The 16,309-nt window shown below is 65.0% G+C and carries 7 protein-coding genes; 5 read left to right on the top strand and 2 right to left on the bottom strand.

From position 1 onward, the window contains the following. Window positions 1–31: 31 nt before the first annotated feature. On the bottom strand, window positions 32–1,009 hold the full coding sequence (locus tag AAF481_11550; protein ID MEM7481800.1) for a hypothetical protein: 978 nt from the start codon (window positions 1,007–1,009) through the stop codon (window positions 32–34). A 112-nt stretch (window positions 1,010–1,121) separates the two neighbouring features. On the opposite strand from AAF481_11550, the gene AAF481_11545 reads away from it, so the two are divergent. Next, window positions 1,122–4,469 carry a protein kinase gene (locus AAF481_11545; GenBank protein MEM7481799.1) on the top strand — a complete coding sequence of 1,116 codons (3,348 nt, stop codon included), beginning with the start codon at window positions 1,122–1,124 and terminating at the stop codon, window positions 4,467–4,469. Here AAF481_11545 and AAF481_11540 read toward each other — a convergent pair. After that, window positions 4,423–7,632 carry a hypothetical protein gene (locus AAF481_11540; GenBank protein MEM7481798.1) on the bottom strand — a complete coding sequence of 1,070 codons (3,210 nt, stop codon included), beginning with the start codon at window positions 7,630–7,632 and terminating at the stop codon, window positions 4,423–4,425. The genes AAF481_11545 and AAF481_11540 overlap by 47 nt on opposite strands. A 287-nt stretch (window positions 7,633–7,919) precedes the next feature. On the opposite strand from AAF481_11540, the gene AAF481_11535 reads away from it, so the two are divergent. From AAF481_11535 to AAF481_11520, 4 genes are all read left to right on the top strand, one after another. Further along, a complete protein-coding gene (locus AAF481_11535) occupies window positions 7,920–9,614 on the top strand; it encodes a sigma 54-interacting transcriptional regulator (protein ID MEM7481797.1) in 1,695 nt (564 codons plus the stop codon). Window positions 9,615–9,866: 252 nt separating this feature from the next. Next, window positions 9,867–12,035, top strand: a complete 2,169-nt coding sequence (locus tag AAF481_11530) for a TolC family protein (GenBank protein ID MEM7481796.1) — start codon at window positions 9,867–9,869, stop codon at window positions 12,033–12,035. After that, window positions 12,028–13,131 carry an efflux RND transporter periplasmic adaptor subunit gene (locus AAF481_11525; GenBank protein ID MEM7481795.1) on the top strand — a complete coding sequence of 368 codons (1,104 nt, stop codon included), beginning with the start codon at window positions 12,028–12,030 and terminating at the stop codon, window positions 13,129–13,131. Before AAF481_11530 ends, AAF481_11525 begins: the two co-directional genes overlap by 8 nt. 4 nt (window positions 13,132–13,135) lie before the next feature. After that, entirely contained in the window at window positions 13,136–16,210 is a 3,075-nt protein-coding gene (locus tag AAF481_11520) for an efflux RND transporter permease subunit (GenBank protein ID MEM7481794.1), read from the top strand. The last annotated feature ends 99 nt before the right edge of the window (window positions 16,211–16,309 follow it).

Genomic DNA, 16,309 nt, shown 5'->3' with positions numbered 1-16,309 from the left:
GCGGACCGATCTCAGTCGCCGCGCGGGGTCCCTACGACCCGAAGCCGCGCGGCCAGGTGATGCAGCCGTCGAAGGCGATACGGCGAAAACCGCCAGACTCTCCGGAGTCGGCCCAATCCATCTCCGTCAACACCAGGCCGCCGCGACCGAAGGCGGAAATCCGCTCGACCTCCTCGGCCGTCGGTGGGTTGCCGTTGACCCCGATGGTGCGGCCGACTTCCGGCGAGAAGAGAAAGAAGCGCTGGCGCTGCGGCGCATTCACCCGACCGTCCTTCGGCTGACCGTCAACCACGAAGTGCGACGCCTCGATCCGCCGTGGGCTGGGTCCCCGCAAGGGCGGAGTCCAGCGCGCCAGGTCGCGCTCCGCCTCCGGGCGAGACGATCGGGCGTCGGGCGGAGCCGTCGAGGAGGGATCGAGCACCCGAATCTCCCAGCCGCGCCCGGCGCCCCCGGGGTCGGTAGCCAACGGCTCCAGAGCGACTTCCCAGCCCGGGCCGAAGGTCGCGCGGTAGCCCTCGCCGGCCCGCAGAGAGCCGCTGAAGGCGAAGGCCTCCCTGTCCGCGGCGGGCTCGCACGGCAAGCTCGTCGATGCCGCCGCTAGCGGCTCCACGGCGGCTGTCGGACTGGACTCCGGCGGCGCGCTGATCGCCGGTTCGGTGCCCTGCGTCGGCTGCGGCGTCGGTTTCGCAACGGAGGGCGTCGAGTCGCGATGATCGATCTCGCGCTTCGGCTGGGTCCACCGCGCCCAGGCGAACACCAGGACGAAGCCGAGGGCCGCCGCCGCGGCGGTCTTCAGCATGCCGCGCGGCGACACAACGAAGGCCAGCACCACCGACAGCACCAGGCCGACGAAGCCTCCCAACATCACACCGCCGAGAAAGTCGGCGATCTGGGTCCAGCCGTCCGGCGAGCGATCCATGAATCGGGCGACGATCACTCCCCCCACGATCATGCCGAACAGGATCATGCAGGGGAACAGGGCGAGAATCGGCAGCACTTTTTTCTTCATAGCCGGGCAACTTTATCGCCCCCACGGCGCCTGAGGACACAGCGTGCCGGGACGGCTGCTAGGCTCGCTCACAAGGCATAGGTACTCCGAGACATCCTCCGAAGGAGCGTCCATGAGATACGAAACGGGCACCGTTCTCGGCCGCGGCGGCATGGGAGAGGTCTACAAGGTCTGGGATCCCCTGCTCGAACGCCACGTGGCTCTCAAGGTTCTGCGGTCCTACAGCGAAGAGGCCGCCGGCCGACTGCTACGGGAGGCGCGTGCCCAGGCACGGCTCGACCATCCGCACATCTGCCGGGTGTACGAAGTGGGAGCCAACCCGGAGAACCCCTACATCGCCATGCAGTGCATCGAGGGGCTGCCGCTCGACGAGGTCGCACCGCGCATGTCCCTCAAACAGCGGGTGCGGGCGATGGCGCAGGTGGCCGCGGCGGTGCACGAAGCCCATCGCACCGGCCTGATCCACCGCGATCTCAAACCCGGAAACATCCTGGTGGAGGAGACCCGCGAGAGCGGGCGCGACGCGACGTTCCATCCCTACGTGGTGGATTTCGGCTTGGTCCATCAGGTCGACGGCGCCACCCGCTGGACGGTGGATGGTGCGGTCCTCGGCACGCCGCCGTTCATGGCTCCGGAGCAGGCGGAGGGAGACAGCGCGCTGGTCGACCGGCGAAGCGACGTCTACGGCCTCGGCGCCACCCTCTACCAGGTGCTGACCGGACAACCGGTGTTCGAGGGCGGGCAGACGGACCTGCTGCTCAAGACCCTGCATCAGGAACCCACGGCTCTTCGCCGCCACCGATCGAACCTGCCGCGGGACCTGGAAGTCATCACCCTCAAGTGCCTGGAGAAGAACCCGGGCCGGCGCTACCCTTCGGCCCGCGCCCTGGCCGAGGAACTGCACTGCTTCCTCGACGGCGAGCCGATCGCCGCCCAGGCCCCCACCCTCGCTTATCACCTCGCCAAGAAGTTTCGCAAGCACCGCAACGTGGCGGCGGTGATCGCCCTGGCGGCCGGCGCCCTGGTGGCCCTCGGTTCTTACACCCTCTACGCCCGCTGGCAGTCGCTCCAGGAGGCGCAGGCGGCGCAACGATTCACCGCCGAGGTGAAGGATTTGGAATGGCTGATGAGGGCCTCGCACATGAGCCCCGCTCACGATATTCGCGCGGAGCGAGACCGCGTGCGGCAGCGGGTGGCGGAGCTGGAGGTGGAGGCGCAGACCACCGCGGCCGCCATCCGCGGACCTGCCCTCCACGCCATCGGCCGCGGCCACCTCGCCCTCGGCCGGATCGACGCCGCGCGGCCACCCCTCGATCAAGCCTGGAAGAGCGGCTATCGTCCGCCCGAAGCGGCCTTCGCCCTCGGCTTGGTCTACGGCCGTCAGTACGAACGGGCCGTACGGATCGCCCGCGGAATCGGCCACCGCGTCGCCCGTGAGACGGCGCTGGCCCAGGCGGCCGAGGAACTGCGCGACCCGGCGCTGGAGTTCCTCGCGGCGAGCCGCGGCAGCGCCGTCACCGTACCGGCCTACCTCGAAGGACTGATCGCCTTCTACGGCGACGACTCCCCCACCGCCGCGGCCGCCGCGGCGGCAGCTTTGGAAGAGGCGCCCTGGCTGTTCGAGGCAGCCATCCTGAGCGGTGATGTGAAGGCGACGGCCGGCGATGGGCTACGCATGTCCGGCCAACCGGAGGAGGCAGCGGCGGCCTTCGATCAGGCCGAGGGCGACTACCGGCGGGCGATGGAGATCGCTCCCAGCGCCAGCGACATCCACCTGCGGCTGTGCGACCTCGGAGGCAAGCGCATGGAGATGGAGGTCTACGGCCGCGGTGGCGATGTGGAGGCGGTGCAGTCGAGGGCCCTGGCGGACTGCCGTGCCGGCATTGCCGTTGAACCGGATCGGGCGCTTCTCGAAACCGGCATCGCGACCCTCTGGACCATCCGCGCGGAACAGCTCGCCGTGCGCGGCGAGGACCGCTCCGCGGCCTCTGCCCGGGCGGAACACCATGCGCGCCGGGCGGTGGAACTCGATCCCTCGGGTCCACGCGGCTGGCAGCGTCTGGCAGGCGTGTTCAACGACCGGGCCCTGCACCGCAGTCAGATCGGCGAAGATCCGCTGCCGGATCTCGATGCCGCCCTCGAAGCCACGCGCACCGGGATCGGTCTGGCCGACGATCCGACCCTGCTCCTCAACCACCAGGGCAACATCCTCAACCGGCGTGCCCTCGTCGAGATGGGCAGCGGGGCAGATCCCACGGCCTCCCTCGACCAAGCCATCGCCTCGCTGGAAGACGCTCTCGCCCGCGATCCGGACTACGGCTATGCCCTGAACAACCTCGGACGCTCCCACACTTTCCGCGCCCGCCATGAGAGTTCGCGCGGGCTCGATGCCCGGGACAGCCTGCGGGCGGCCGTCGATGCCTATGCGAGAGCCCTCGCCCTCAACCCGGAGAACGCCTATGCCCGCAACAATCTGGGCATCGCTCTGATGGATCTGGGCCAGGCGGCGATGGGCCGCGGAGAGGACCCCAGCGAGTCCTTCCGCCAGGCGGAAGAGGCCTTCGCCAGCAGCCTGGAAGTCCACCCCAACTACGCCTCGGCCTACAACAATCGGGGCCAGGCGAGCATGTATCAGGCGCGCTGGGAGGTGTCTCACGGCCGCGATCCCGAACTACAGCTCGACCGGGCCAACGAAGCGCTTCAAAACACCGTCCGCCTGAACGAACGGGCCTTTCAACCGCACGTCAACATGGGTCGCGTGGAGCAAGTCCGCGCCCGCTACGCCCTGCTCACCGGCGCCGACCCTTCGCCGGCGCTGGCAACGGCCCGCCGACGCTACGGCGCGGCCCTCGAACGCAATCCACGGTACGCCGCCGGCTTGGCGGAGCTGGCAAACATCTGGTGGCTGGAGGCAGACGCCCGCCGGCGCCTCGCTCAGGGAAGCGGCGAGGAAGCCCTCGCGAAGGCCATCGAGAGGGCCACCGAAGCGCTGGCGATCGACGGCGAATCGGTCACCGCTCGCCGAACCCTCGCGCAGGTGGCGCTCCACCGGGCCCGGCCGATGGGAGCCGACCCCGAGCGACGGGCTCATTTGCTCGCCGAGGCGGAACGCCGGCTCGAAGAGGCCCTGGCCATTCGACCGGCGGATGCCGAGACCAGCCTGGTGTACGCGGAGTTACGACAGCTTCAAGGATCCCTCGAGGACCAGGCATCGGTCCGGTGGGCCGATGGCCGGCGGACGCTGGACGAAGCGCTGGCGGTTCACCGCAATCATCCGGCACTACTGGCGGCCCGGGGCGAGCTGAAGCTGGCCTTGGCGAGGGTGACGGATCGCGCCACCCTCGCAGCAGAGGCCGAGAAGGACTTGCAGGAGGCCTACCGGCTCAACCCCCTGCTCGCCGTCCGCGATCCAGCTAGCGGCAAAGCTCCGCCAGCGTCGGTGGTAGCGAGCCATCGCTGAGAATCAGCATGTCGACGATCGGAAAGTCTTGGCCGGTCCGGGTCGACAGGATCACCTGGTAGGTCTGCCCCGCCTGGAGGGCAAAGGTGCTCGGCGGCTTCGACTGTCTAAAGTCGTAGAGGGACGCCAGTTTGAAGTCCTTGCCGCTGGTCGCCGGAAGCGCCACGGCGATCGTCGAACCGGCCGCTCCGGGAAGTTTGATCGTGGCATTCGCCCGCGCCGTAACCGATCCCGGCGTGCGATAGAGCACGTAGAGCTGATAGTTCGAAGAAGTGGCGGGCACCTGCATCTTGAAGGTGGCGCTGCTCTTCACGTCGGCCAAGCCCGGCCCCACCGCCTTGCCCCCCGAGGCTTCCGGAAAGGAAAGATTCCGCAACCCGCTCCGCGTGCCCGCCTCGGCTTCCGTGGCGAAGTGGTTGGGACTTCCCTGGAAGGGCCGGGTGACGTTGAAGAAATGCACGTCGCTGCCACCGGCGGTGGTCAATCGCAATTGCCGCGGGCCACACACCCCGGACGCCGAAAGAGACGCCGAAATGTTGGTGCGAGACGCCGTCGAACCCGCCAGGGGCGTAGCGTTGGTCACCACCTGCGGGATGGTCACGGCGGTTCCAGACGAGGCACCACCGACATCGCTGCCGAAGATCGACACGGTCACCGGGCCACCGGAGGGGTTGTCGATACTCCAGGGACTGACGAAGTCGATCTCCGGCTTCGGAGTCGGCGGTGGCGAAGCCGCGGCGCGCACCTCCAGAGTCATTTGCTGCTTGCGGGCCGTCTGGCAATGGACCGGCCCATTCGTTCCGGTGGGCTTCAGGCAAGGGGTGAGTTCCAGGGTGTGTATGCCGGGCTTGAACTGATCCGGATACACGTCCACCCAGCCATCCGTGCCGGTGGTGGCATTCCTCCTCACCCAATGCACACCCTCCTTTGGAGCCTTGGTCGGTCCGCTCAACCACCGCAGCTCGGCCTCGGCCCAGGCCGTTGCTTTGAGGGGTGTGGCGGGCAGCTTGATCTCGGCCAAGGTCATCGCCGACGGAATGTCGTCCTCGAGCACCGAGTGGAGTTGGGTGATCGTCGGCTGCGCCACCGGCCCGAAGAGCAAAACCGGGATCTCCACCTTGCCGAGAAAGCGAGTACCGCTCTGGAATCCTCCGTAGAACACCAGTCTCTCCACCTTGTCGTAAAGCTTCGGGTCGGCGCGCTTCCACCTCACATGCACCCGCACCTTGTCCCCCACCTGCGAAAGCCTCGGAGCGTTCAGCGCAGCGCCGGTGGCGGGATCGGTCGTCCAAATGTCGAAGTACTTCGGATCCCACTTCGGCTCGATGAATTCCAGAACATCCGCCGGACCGGAATACTGGGTCATCTCCAAATCCCAGGCGAGGGTTTCGCCGGGGTAGAGGCGGTCGCCGCCCGAGACGACGCTCTGCGCCGTCACCTGAGCGTCACGAATCGGCTTGTTGGTGGTCGTCACCTCCAACGCCAGCTCATAGAAGACGGCCCCGACCCGGTAGTCCCCGTTCAACGCCTGCACCGCCGCATCCGGATGATTCGAGGTGCAGACGGTGCAGGGCGTCCGGTCGTAGGGCAACGCCAGGATGACCGTCATCGGGTGGTCATTGCCGGCGAGTAGCTTGCGAAGGTCCGTCGCCGCGGTTCGCGATGAGCCATTGGCGGTATGCATCAAGCTGCCGAAGGTGAGGTCGTCGCCGTCGACTTTCACGGTGCGCGACCGGCCGCTCAAGGGCGACCAGGTCGCGGTCTTGATCCAGCCGTTGGAAACGGTCCGCAACTGCTGGTTATAGGGATGGGGCACGATGGTCGGCCAGTCGTGCACCTTGATCGCATAGCCATCCTTGAACATCCACGGCAGGGCACGGTGGGCAATGATTTCATCGGTCCGGATGGCCACCGATCCCGGCGGTTTGGCCAATTGCTGGTCAAAGCCGACCTGCACGTCGAGAATGGTCATGTCCGGCCCCGCGGCGCGGATCGCATCGAGCATCGGCTTCATACCCGGGAAAAAGACAAAGGCCCGCCGGGCCCTGCCATCGCCCTTGCCGGCGGCGATGTAATTCCAGAAAAGCTGGCACCCCTTGCCCGCCACGGCACAGCGGCTGGTCACACCGATCGCCGGGGCCCCGGCGTCACGGCGGCCAAAATTCGCCGGCGAATAGGCCGCGGTGAAATAGCGCCGCTGACGCGGGCCATCGATCATCACGAAGCGAAAGCTGGCAATGAGCGCGGCGGTCGTACTGCCGGTTCCCCAACCGGGGCCGAAGGTCGGCGCCTTCGGATAGTAGAAGTGGTGTACCAAACGCCCGGTCTGCAGCCAGTGGAAGGTATTGGAACGCCAGGTCTCCGGCGCCGAAGCGGCTTCCGCTTCTTCCTCCCGGCGCAAGGCATCCGCGTAGGTCTCCAACTCATGCTCCGTAGCGTCCGGCAGGCCGAAGAGAGCAATCACAAACTCATCATCGGGTTGACCGAAGTAAAGCGGGATCTCTTCAAAGGTCTCTCCCTCTGCCGCCCGAGTGTCCACCTCCTCGAGCAGAGCGGGATCGTTCACTTCGAAATCCGCCTCCAGCTCGAAGGAAGCAATTTGCTCCGGCGCCAGGGAGAAGGCCCACTCGGTGAAACGAAAGGACAGGTTCAACGTGCCACCACGCACCTCCGCCAAGAGGTCCATTCCCGGATAGAGGTCCGGATAGATGACGATGTTCTCGAACTCCTCAAAGCGCGAGCCCCAGGCTGGCGCCGCCTCCGCAATCGCGATCTCGGCACCGGAAAGGGTACGGGCATAGAGCACTCCCGGCCGCCAGCGAAGGGCGCCGCCTTTCAGCTCCACAGAGTCACCGGCCCCGAGTTGCTGCGGCAACCGCACCGAAAAGGAATTGGCATCGTTCTGCCAGCCGGCCTCTTCCACCAGCCGCGGATCGATCACCTCGAAGGTCCCACCGCTCTCGGACTGGTAGTGCAACGGCTCGAGTCCAATGTGTTGGGTCTTGGTGCCGTCGTGATTGTCGAAGGTCTTCATGTAAACGGTGCGCTCTGCGACCAGCTCTTCGCGCTCCTCTTCAGCGCCAAGGGCTCCAGCCGAACAGACCGCGCTCAACAGCGCGATCGCGACCAGCCATCGGGGACTGGGGAAATTCTTCGGATTCATGGACTCACCTCTCTTGGAGATATCGTGGATGTTAGGGGCGGCCTCTTCGCCGCATCACCTACCCCCAAAAGCAAGGTCGCTACCAAGTCCCTGGCACCTTGTGGAGGCGTCGGGAAGGGCCCTCGCTCATATCCCGCAAGCCACTGTATTGATTTCATTTACATGAATCTTGTCGTAGTCCTCGAGCACTGTGTTTTCATCCCATCGGCAGCCGAAGGGACGACGCATTCTCATTTTCGAGACGATCGTTTTCTCACCGGTGAGAGCGAACTGATAGGTTTCCTACGATGGCCTGGATCCTCTCCATCGATCTCGAAGGGCGACCTCTACGCCGGCCGCTGGCCGCCGAGACCACCGTAGTGGGCTCCGGACCGGGCTGCGATATTCAGATTTCCCATCCGAGCGTGTCGCGCCGGCACCTGCGATTGACCCAGCGGGACGGTTCCGTCGCAGCCGAGGATCTTGGTTCCAGCAATGGAAGCCGCGTCGGGGGTTCGAAGTTGCGGGCCCCGACCGCTCTGAAGGCCGGCCAGGTCTTGCAGTTGGGAAGTGTTGAAGTGCGCTTGGAGGAAGCGCCGGATGGGGATCTCGAAGCCGGCGTTCGACTAGCCTCGGAAGTCGGATCGCGGCCTACCCGAGAGGGCACCCACCAGAGCACCGCCGCGCTGGCTCCGGCCCAGGGTTTCTTGGTCGGAGAGATCCCTCCCTTGCTCGAGCGAATGGCCGGAGGCCTGGACCGCCTCGGAGCAGCCCAGGCGTTGGGAGCCGCCTTGTTTCGCTCCCTCTCCTGCCTCGCCGTCCGCATCGAAGAAAAAACCGCGGGCCTGTTGTTCGAAGGGCGCCGCGAGGCGACCTCGCCCCGCGCAGACACTCTGGAGATCGCGGCAGATCGGCAGGACGTCCGGGTGGCGGTGACCTTTTTCCAGTCGGGCGTCGCGCGGGCCTGCCAGGGGGTGGTGGAATGCGCCGCCAGCCTGCTCGCCCTGTCGGGCTCCCGAGACCAGCGGGGACTGAGCAGGACCGCGTCGCCCCGCAGCCAACCTCCCCCACTGCCGCCACCGGCCAGCCTCGACCGCCGAGTGCAGGAGATCTATGCCCAGGCTGCGCGGGTGGCACCGGGCAAGATCGGAGTGCTGATTCGGGGGGAATCGGGCACCGGCAAAGAGGTCCTGGCACGCTATGTCCACGAGGCCTCCGGCCTCGCCGGACCGCTCGTCACCCTCAACTGCGCCGCCCTGCCGGACGATTTGTTGGAGTCGGAACTGTTCGGCATCGAACGGGGCGTCGCCACCGGAGTGGATGCCCGGCCAGGAAAGTTCGAAGCGGCCCACGGCGGCACCCTCTTCTTGGACGAGATCGGCGATATGGCGCCGGCCACCCAGGCGAAGATCCTGCGAGTTCTGCAAGAGGGTGAGGTGTACCGCCTCGGCGGCCGCGAACCGCGCCCGGCGGAGGCGCGGATCCTGGCCGCCACCCATCAGCCACTGGAAGAGATGCTCGCCGCGGGCAGCTTCCGGAGCGATCTCTACCACCGCATCGCCGGCTGGGAAGTCACCGTACCGCCGCTGCGGGAGCGCCGGGTGGACATCGCCAACCTGGCGATCACCTTCCTCGCCGCGGAGGCCGAGGCCTTGGGCATTCGCCCAGCGGGTATCTCACGGGCGGCGCTGGACCGGTTGGAAGCCTTCCGTTGGCCGGGCAACATCCGTCAACTCCGCACGGAGATTGCCCGGGCGGCGCTTTTTCTGAGCGATGGAGAACTACTAGGAACCCAGGCCCTGAGCCGGCGGTTGGCCGCGAGCGCGACCGAAGCGCCGGCGGGATCCCTCAAGGAAGTCCTCGAAAGCGCCGAGCGGAACGCCATCTCCGCCGCCCTCTTCCGGACCGACGCCAGCGTGACCGAAGCGGCAGCGGCGCTGGACCTGGCGGTTTCCACCCTCTACCGGCGGATGAAAGCCCTCGGTATTCGCCGTGATCCCTAGCCGAGAACCGGCGGCGGACACCGTCGATCTAGAGTAGGATCTCGGTCGAAAACCCGCCTCCGAAACCGAAAGAGGAGCCCCCCTTTGCCACGAACTGTCCTTCTCTGGATTCTCGCCGTTCTCACGACCTGCCCTGCTCTTTGCCAACCCATCGGAGTCGCCCTCCTGGGCGATGGCCCACCCCCCCGGGACTCTCGAACGGATGAGATCTTCCGCCAAGAGCTGCTCGCCCTTACAAAGGGAGAGTTCGAGATGCAGTTCCTTGAATTCGGCGGGGACTGGACGGCCGACGGTATTCACAACGCCCTCGAAAGAGCCTACGCCGACGAGCGAGTCAACGTCGTTCTCGTAACCGGCTTGCTCGCTAACCAGATTCTCGGAAAACGCCCGAGCTACGCCAAGCCGACGTTTCTACCGGTGGTGTTCGATGCTCGCCTCCTCGGCTTGCCGCGAGACGGCGCTAGCTCCGGCAAGACCAACCTCGCCTACCTGAGCGACAGCACCGATTTTTCCGTCGATCTAGAAGCCTTCCAGCGCGTAGCGGATTTCGACACCCTCGGCATGTTGGTAGATGGGTTCATTCTCGAGGCCGTGGATGACATTGCCCTCGAAGCCACCCGAATCGCAGAATACGCTGGGGTCGAGGTCGTCTTGCTGCCCTTCACCGACCCGGAAGGGGATTTGTTGACGGATCTCCCGGCCACTGTCGATGCGGTGATGATCGGTGGCGCGGATCGGTTGAGCCCCGGGGCCATCGAGCGGCTCGTGGAAGGCCTGATCGAGCGTCGGCTCCCCAGCTTCACCTTCGATGGCGACGACATGGTGGAGAACGGCTTGCTGATGGCCGATACGCGCCGTTCCGACTGGCAGCGGATCGCCCGCAAAACCGCCCTTCAGATTCAGGCGGCGCTGCTCGGCGAGGACGCCTCCCGGCTACCCGTCGCCTTCCAGGAGAAGCGCCGGATCTTTCTCAACATGGAGACCGCCCGGGCCCTCGATCTGTGGCCCCGCTACTCGGTGCTGATCGAAGCGGAATTGATCAACGCCGAAACCCCGACGAGGGGAGAGCCCTGGTCCCTGGGCGACGTGGCTCGGGAGGCGGTGAAGAGCAACCTCGCCTATCTCGCCGACAGTTTCCGAACGGCAGCGACAAAGCAAATCACCGAACAAGCTCGAGCCAACCTGCGTCCTCAGATCTCCTCCAGTCTCCAGGGCAATCAGTTCAACGACGGCAGCTCCTCGGTCTCCTCCGGAGCCCTGGCCGAGCGCGACCTGAAGGCCGCCCTCTCGATCCGCCAGATCCTCTGGTCGGAATCGGCACGGGCAGGAGTCGAGATCCAGGAGCGATCCTTCGAGAGTCAGCGCTACGATCTGGAAGCCTTCCGCCTCGACACGATCCAGGAGGCGACGGTGGCCTTCCTTACCCTCCAACTCACCGAAACCCAGTGGCAAGTCCAGCGGAACAACCTGGAGTTGATCCGAGCCAACCTCGACCTCGCCCAAGATCGAGTTCGCATCGGGGCTTCGAACCGCTCGGACGTCTTGCGCTGGGAAAGCGAATTGGCGGCAGCTCGGCAGGCGGCCATCGACGCTTTCGCCGAGCGAGACCGCTCCTATGAGAACCTGAACCGCGTGCTCAACCGACCGCTGACGGAGCGCCGACCGATCACGCCTTCGACCCTACGTGATCCGGAGTTTCTCGATCCGGACAATGAGCTAGGCGACTTGATCGACAACCCGGGCTCCTTCCAGGCCTTCGCCGAGCAACTGATCGCGGAGGGCCTGGAACGCGCCCCGGAGCTGGATTCCCTCGACGCCACCATCGCTTCCCTCGAGAGGCAGCTTCTGGCGGATCGACGGGCCTACTACTCGCCGGAAGTCACGCTCCAGGGGCAGGCCACCGAGACTCTCGAAGAAAGCCGTGAGGGCCCCATCGATTTGGCCGGGGAGAGCGACTGGTCGATCGGGGTTACGGCTTCCCTGCCGCTGTTCAGCGGCGGCGCCCGCAAGAGCCGGCGACTCCAGTCGGAGCTGGAACTCGAGGCCCTGAAGCTGCGTCGCCAGGCCATCCGGGTACAGCTCGAGCAGTCGATCCGTTCGACCCTTCACCTCGCTAACGCCTCCTACAACAACCTACCCTTGGCCGAACAAGCCGCGGAGGCCTCGCGCCAGAACCTGGAATTGGTGACCGCTTCCTACCGCGAGGGAGCCACCGGAATTCTCGACCTTCTGGACGCCCAGGATGCCTCCCTGCGAGCCGAACTGGCAGAGGCCAGCACGGTGTACAACTTTCTGATCGACCTGATGAACGTACAGCGGGCCGTCGGGCGCTTCGACTTTTTTCTCGACGCCGAAGAACGAGCCACGTCCCTGGAAGACCTCAAGCAGAGCTTGACCCAAGGAGAATCGACCGATGACTGAGCCTTTCCGACCCCTTGCCATCCTTCTGCTGGCCTTCGGACTGCTCAACGGCTGCGGCCCGGCAGAGCCATCGACCGAGGAGGCACTCCGCAGCGTTCGGACATGGACCGTCCAGTCTGCCGATGGCCGTCGCACGCGAACCTTCACAGGCACATCGCGGGCCGTCCAAACCTCTCGTCTCAGTTTCAAAGTCGGCGGCACCGTCGTGGCTTTGCCCATCGAGGTGGGACAGAAGCTCCGCCGCGGAGACCTGGTCGCCCGCCTCGACCCGTTCTCCTACGAACTACAGGCCGAACAGTCCCAAGCCAGCCTCGCCCAGGCCGTCGCCTCCGAACGCAATGCCGCAGCGACCTATGCGCGCACCAAGGACCTCTACGCCGACAACAACGCTTCGCGTACCGACCTCGACAGCGCTCGTGCCTCTGCGGAGTCGGCCGAAGCGCAAGTGCGAGCTTCCCAAAAGGCCTTGGAACTGGCACGCCTGAATGTCTCCTACACCCGTCTAGCGGCCTCGACGGACTGTTCGGTGGCGTCCATCGATGTGGAGGTCAACGAGAACGTGTCGACCGGTGGAACGGTCGCAACGGTCAACTGCGGCGAAGGGCTCGAAGTCAGCCTCTCGATCCCCGAAAGTCTGGTTGCAGATCTCGAGACAGGGATGACCGCCCAGGTTCGCTTCGACGCCCGACCCGATGAGGTGTTTCCCGGACGGCTGACGGAAGTTGGCATCAGCGCCCGCCAGGGTTCGACCTTTCCGGCCACCGTGACCCTCGAAGGGGATCACCCGGAACTGCGCGCCGGCCTGGCGGCGGAGGTCCGCTTCGAGCTGGCCGCCGGTTCCTCCGACGGACGGTTCTTGATCCCCCTGTCGGCTTTGGTGGAGAGCGGCGGCACGACCTACGTCTACCTCGCTGAAGCGGCCGACGAACCCGGCGAGGGGATCGTGACCCAACGGGTCGTCACGGTCGGAGATCTCACCGAGGACGGAGCCGAGATCACGGCCGGACTGTCGGTTGGAGATCGGGTCATCACGGCGGGAACCTCGTTGATTCGGGACGGCCTGCGAGTCCTTCTCGAAGAATCCAGGAAGGGATGAAGCAGTGTCTTTGACCGAAGTAGCCATCCGCCGAAATCGCATCACGTTGGTGCTGGTGGGCGTTCTTCTCCTCTCCGGAATACTCGCCTACGTCGCCCTCCCCAAAGCCCAGGATCCGGGGTTCATCGTTCGCACAGCGGTCGTCACCACCCGCTTTCCCGGCGCCAGCCCGGAACGGGTCGAACAGTTGGTCACAGACAAGATCGAGAAGAAAGCGCAGGAGATGCCGGAGGTCGATTTCATCACCTCCGAGTCGCGAACCGGCATTTCCATCGTCAGCGTCAACTTCCTCGAGAGCTACAAGAACATGCGCCCGATCTTCGATGATCTGCGGCGCAAGATCGAAGACGTTCAGGGAGATCTTCCCCAGTCCGTCGACGGCCCCTTTGTCAACGACGAATTCGGTGACGTCTTCGGCAGCGTCTACACCTTGAGCGGCGAGGGCTACGACTACGCCGAACTCGAGGACATCGCCGACGAGATCCGCGATCAGCTCCTCAAAATCTCGGAAGTCGCCAAGGTCACCCTCCACGGCACTCAACAAGAGGTCGTTTTCGTCGAGTACAACCACGCCCGACTACGCGAAATCGGCCTCTCTCCGCAGCAGCTCTCGGCTTCCTTGGCGAGCGTCAACATTTTGTCCTCCGGAGGCAATGTAACGAGCGGCCGGGAGCGCATTGTGCTCGAACCGACGGGCAATTTCGAATCCGTCGAGGACCTTCGGCGGACGGTGCTACAGCTACCTTCCGGCAGCATGGTGTACCTCGAAGACATCGCCCAGGTGTACCGAGATACGGTGGATCCACCGTCGAGCGTGACGCGGATCAACGGCAAAGCGGCCCTGGCCATTGCCATTTCCATGCGCGAAGGCGGCGACATCCGCAAACTCGGAGACATCCTCGACCGCGAGATCCCGCGGATTCAAAACCGCTATCCGTGGGGAGTCGAAATCGAAAAGGTCTGGTTTCAGTCGGAGTTGGTCGAGGCCAATATCAATGACTTCCTCTCCAGCCTGCTGCAGGCCATCGGCATCGTCATCTTGGTGATGATCTTCACTCTCGGCTTTCGCACCGGCATGGTCGTGGCGACGCTCATCCCCAGCGCCATGATCATCACCTTCTATGTGATGCAGTTGTTCGGCATCACCATCAACCAAATCTCCTTGGCCGCCTTGATCATCGCTTTGGGCCTCCTGGTCGACAACGCCATCGTGATGGTCGAGTCGGTACTGGTCAAACGAGAGCGAGGGATGGCGGCCATTCCCGCCGCCGTCGAGTCCGGGCGCGAGCTGATCACCCCGCTGCTGATTTCCTCGCTCACCACCGCCGCCGCCTTCACGCCCATCGGGCTGGCGGAATCGGCGGTCGGAGAGTACACCGCCGACATTTTCTACGTCGTCACCATCACCTTGCTCATCTCGTGGCTCTTGGCCATGACCTTTATTCCGCTGCTGACCACCGTCGCCCTCAGGGTCAAGAAGAAATCCGGCGAGACGGCCAGCGAGGAGGTCTTCGACGGTCGCTGGTATCGCCTCTATCGCAACCTGTTGTTGCGCGCCCTGCGCTTCCCGTTGCTCAGCGGTTTGGTGGTGGTGGCAGCCTTCGCCCTGGCCATTTTCAGCTTTCGGTGGGTCCCCCAGGTGTTCATTGCACCCTCCGAGGATCCGGTGTTTTCAGGCAAACTGGAGATGCCTTTGGGGACATCGATCGAAACCAGCCAGCAAGTGATGGCCGACATCGATCAATACCTCGACAGCACCTTCCATCGAGCAGCCGACGGCGACTCCCGACTGACCCATTGGCTCACCTTCATCGGCGAAGGAGGTCCACGGTTTACCCTGGCGCTCGATCCACCCAACGCCAACCCGGCGAACACTTTCTTGATCGGCAAGACCGCTGACGGGAAAGACGTCGACGAGATCATCGCCGGCCTCCAGAGGTATATTCGGCAACAGCACCCGGACCTCCAAACGCAGATCGCCCGCCTCGAGAACGGTCCGCCGGTGGGCTACCCGATTCAGATTCGCATCTCCGGGCCCGACCTCGATTCACTCTACTCCGTTGCGGCAGAAGTCACCGACCGGCTGTACCGGATTCCCGCCGTTCGTTCGGTCAAGAACACCTGGGGCCTCAAAACCAAGAAACTGGTGGTGGAAGTAGACCAAGAGCGTGCTCGCTCAGCCGGGGTCACCAGTGAAGACGTGGCCTACTCCCTGAATGCCAGTCTGGCGGGAATCGACATGACCGAGTATCGAGAAGGAGACAAACTGATCCCGGTGACCCTGCGCTCCGTCGCCGCCGACCGTCAGGACATCGGCAAGATCGACGGTCTGAGCGTCTACTCTCAGGCCGCCGGCACCACAGTGCCGCTGAAACAGGTCGCCGATGTCCGCCTTGCCTTCGAGCCCGGCATTATCGAGCGTCGCGATCGCGAGCGCACCATGGTCCTCAAGGTCACCCTCGACCCGCAGGTCACCGCCTCCGAAGTCAACGCCGAACTCTCCCCTTGGCTCGCCGAAGCGAGTACCGGTTGGCCGGACGAATTTCGCTATGAGGAAGGCGGCGAGTCGGAATCCTCCGACGAAGCCAACGCTTCGATCGCCGCCAAACTACCCCTCGCCGGCATGGCGATCCTGCTGTTGTTGGTTGGGCAGTTCAATTCCCTTCGTCGGCCACTGATCATCCTCACCACCATTCCGCTGGGCTTGATCGGAGTGACCTTCGGTCTTCTGGTCGCTCGATCGAGCTTTGGCTTCTTCACGCTTCTGGGATTGATCGCGCTGTCCGGCATCATCATCAACAACGCCATCGTGCTGTTGGATCGCATCAAGATCGAGCAAACGGAACTCGGCAAGGCGCCGAGTCAAGCGGTGATCGATGCCTGCCAGCAGCGACTGCGCCCCATTCTGCTGACCACCGCAACGACCGTCCTCGGATTGCTGCCTTTGTGGTGGGGCGGTACGGCGATGTTCCAGCCGATGGCTGTGACGATCATCTTCGGCCTGGCCTTCGCGACGGCCCTGACCCTCTTCGTCGTCCCCCTGCTCTACAGCGCACTCTTCCGGGTGCGCTACCGCTAGGCGTTCGAAGCGAAAGGCTCGCGGGCAAGGTCGGAGACACGCCCCGAAAACACTTCGGGCTCGGCTGAGAGCCGAGCCCGAAGGATCCATACGATGTCC

This window comes from Acidobacteriota bacterium (assembly GCA_039030395.1).
In the GTDB taxonomy this organism is placed as follows: domain Bacteria; phylum Acidobacteriota; class Thermoanaerobaculia; order Multivoradales; family JBCCEF01; genus JBCCEF01.
This window is presented reverse-complemented; position numbering and strand designations above follow the sequence as displayed.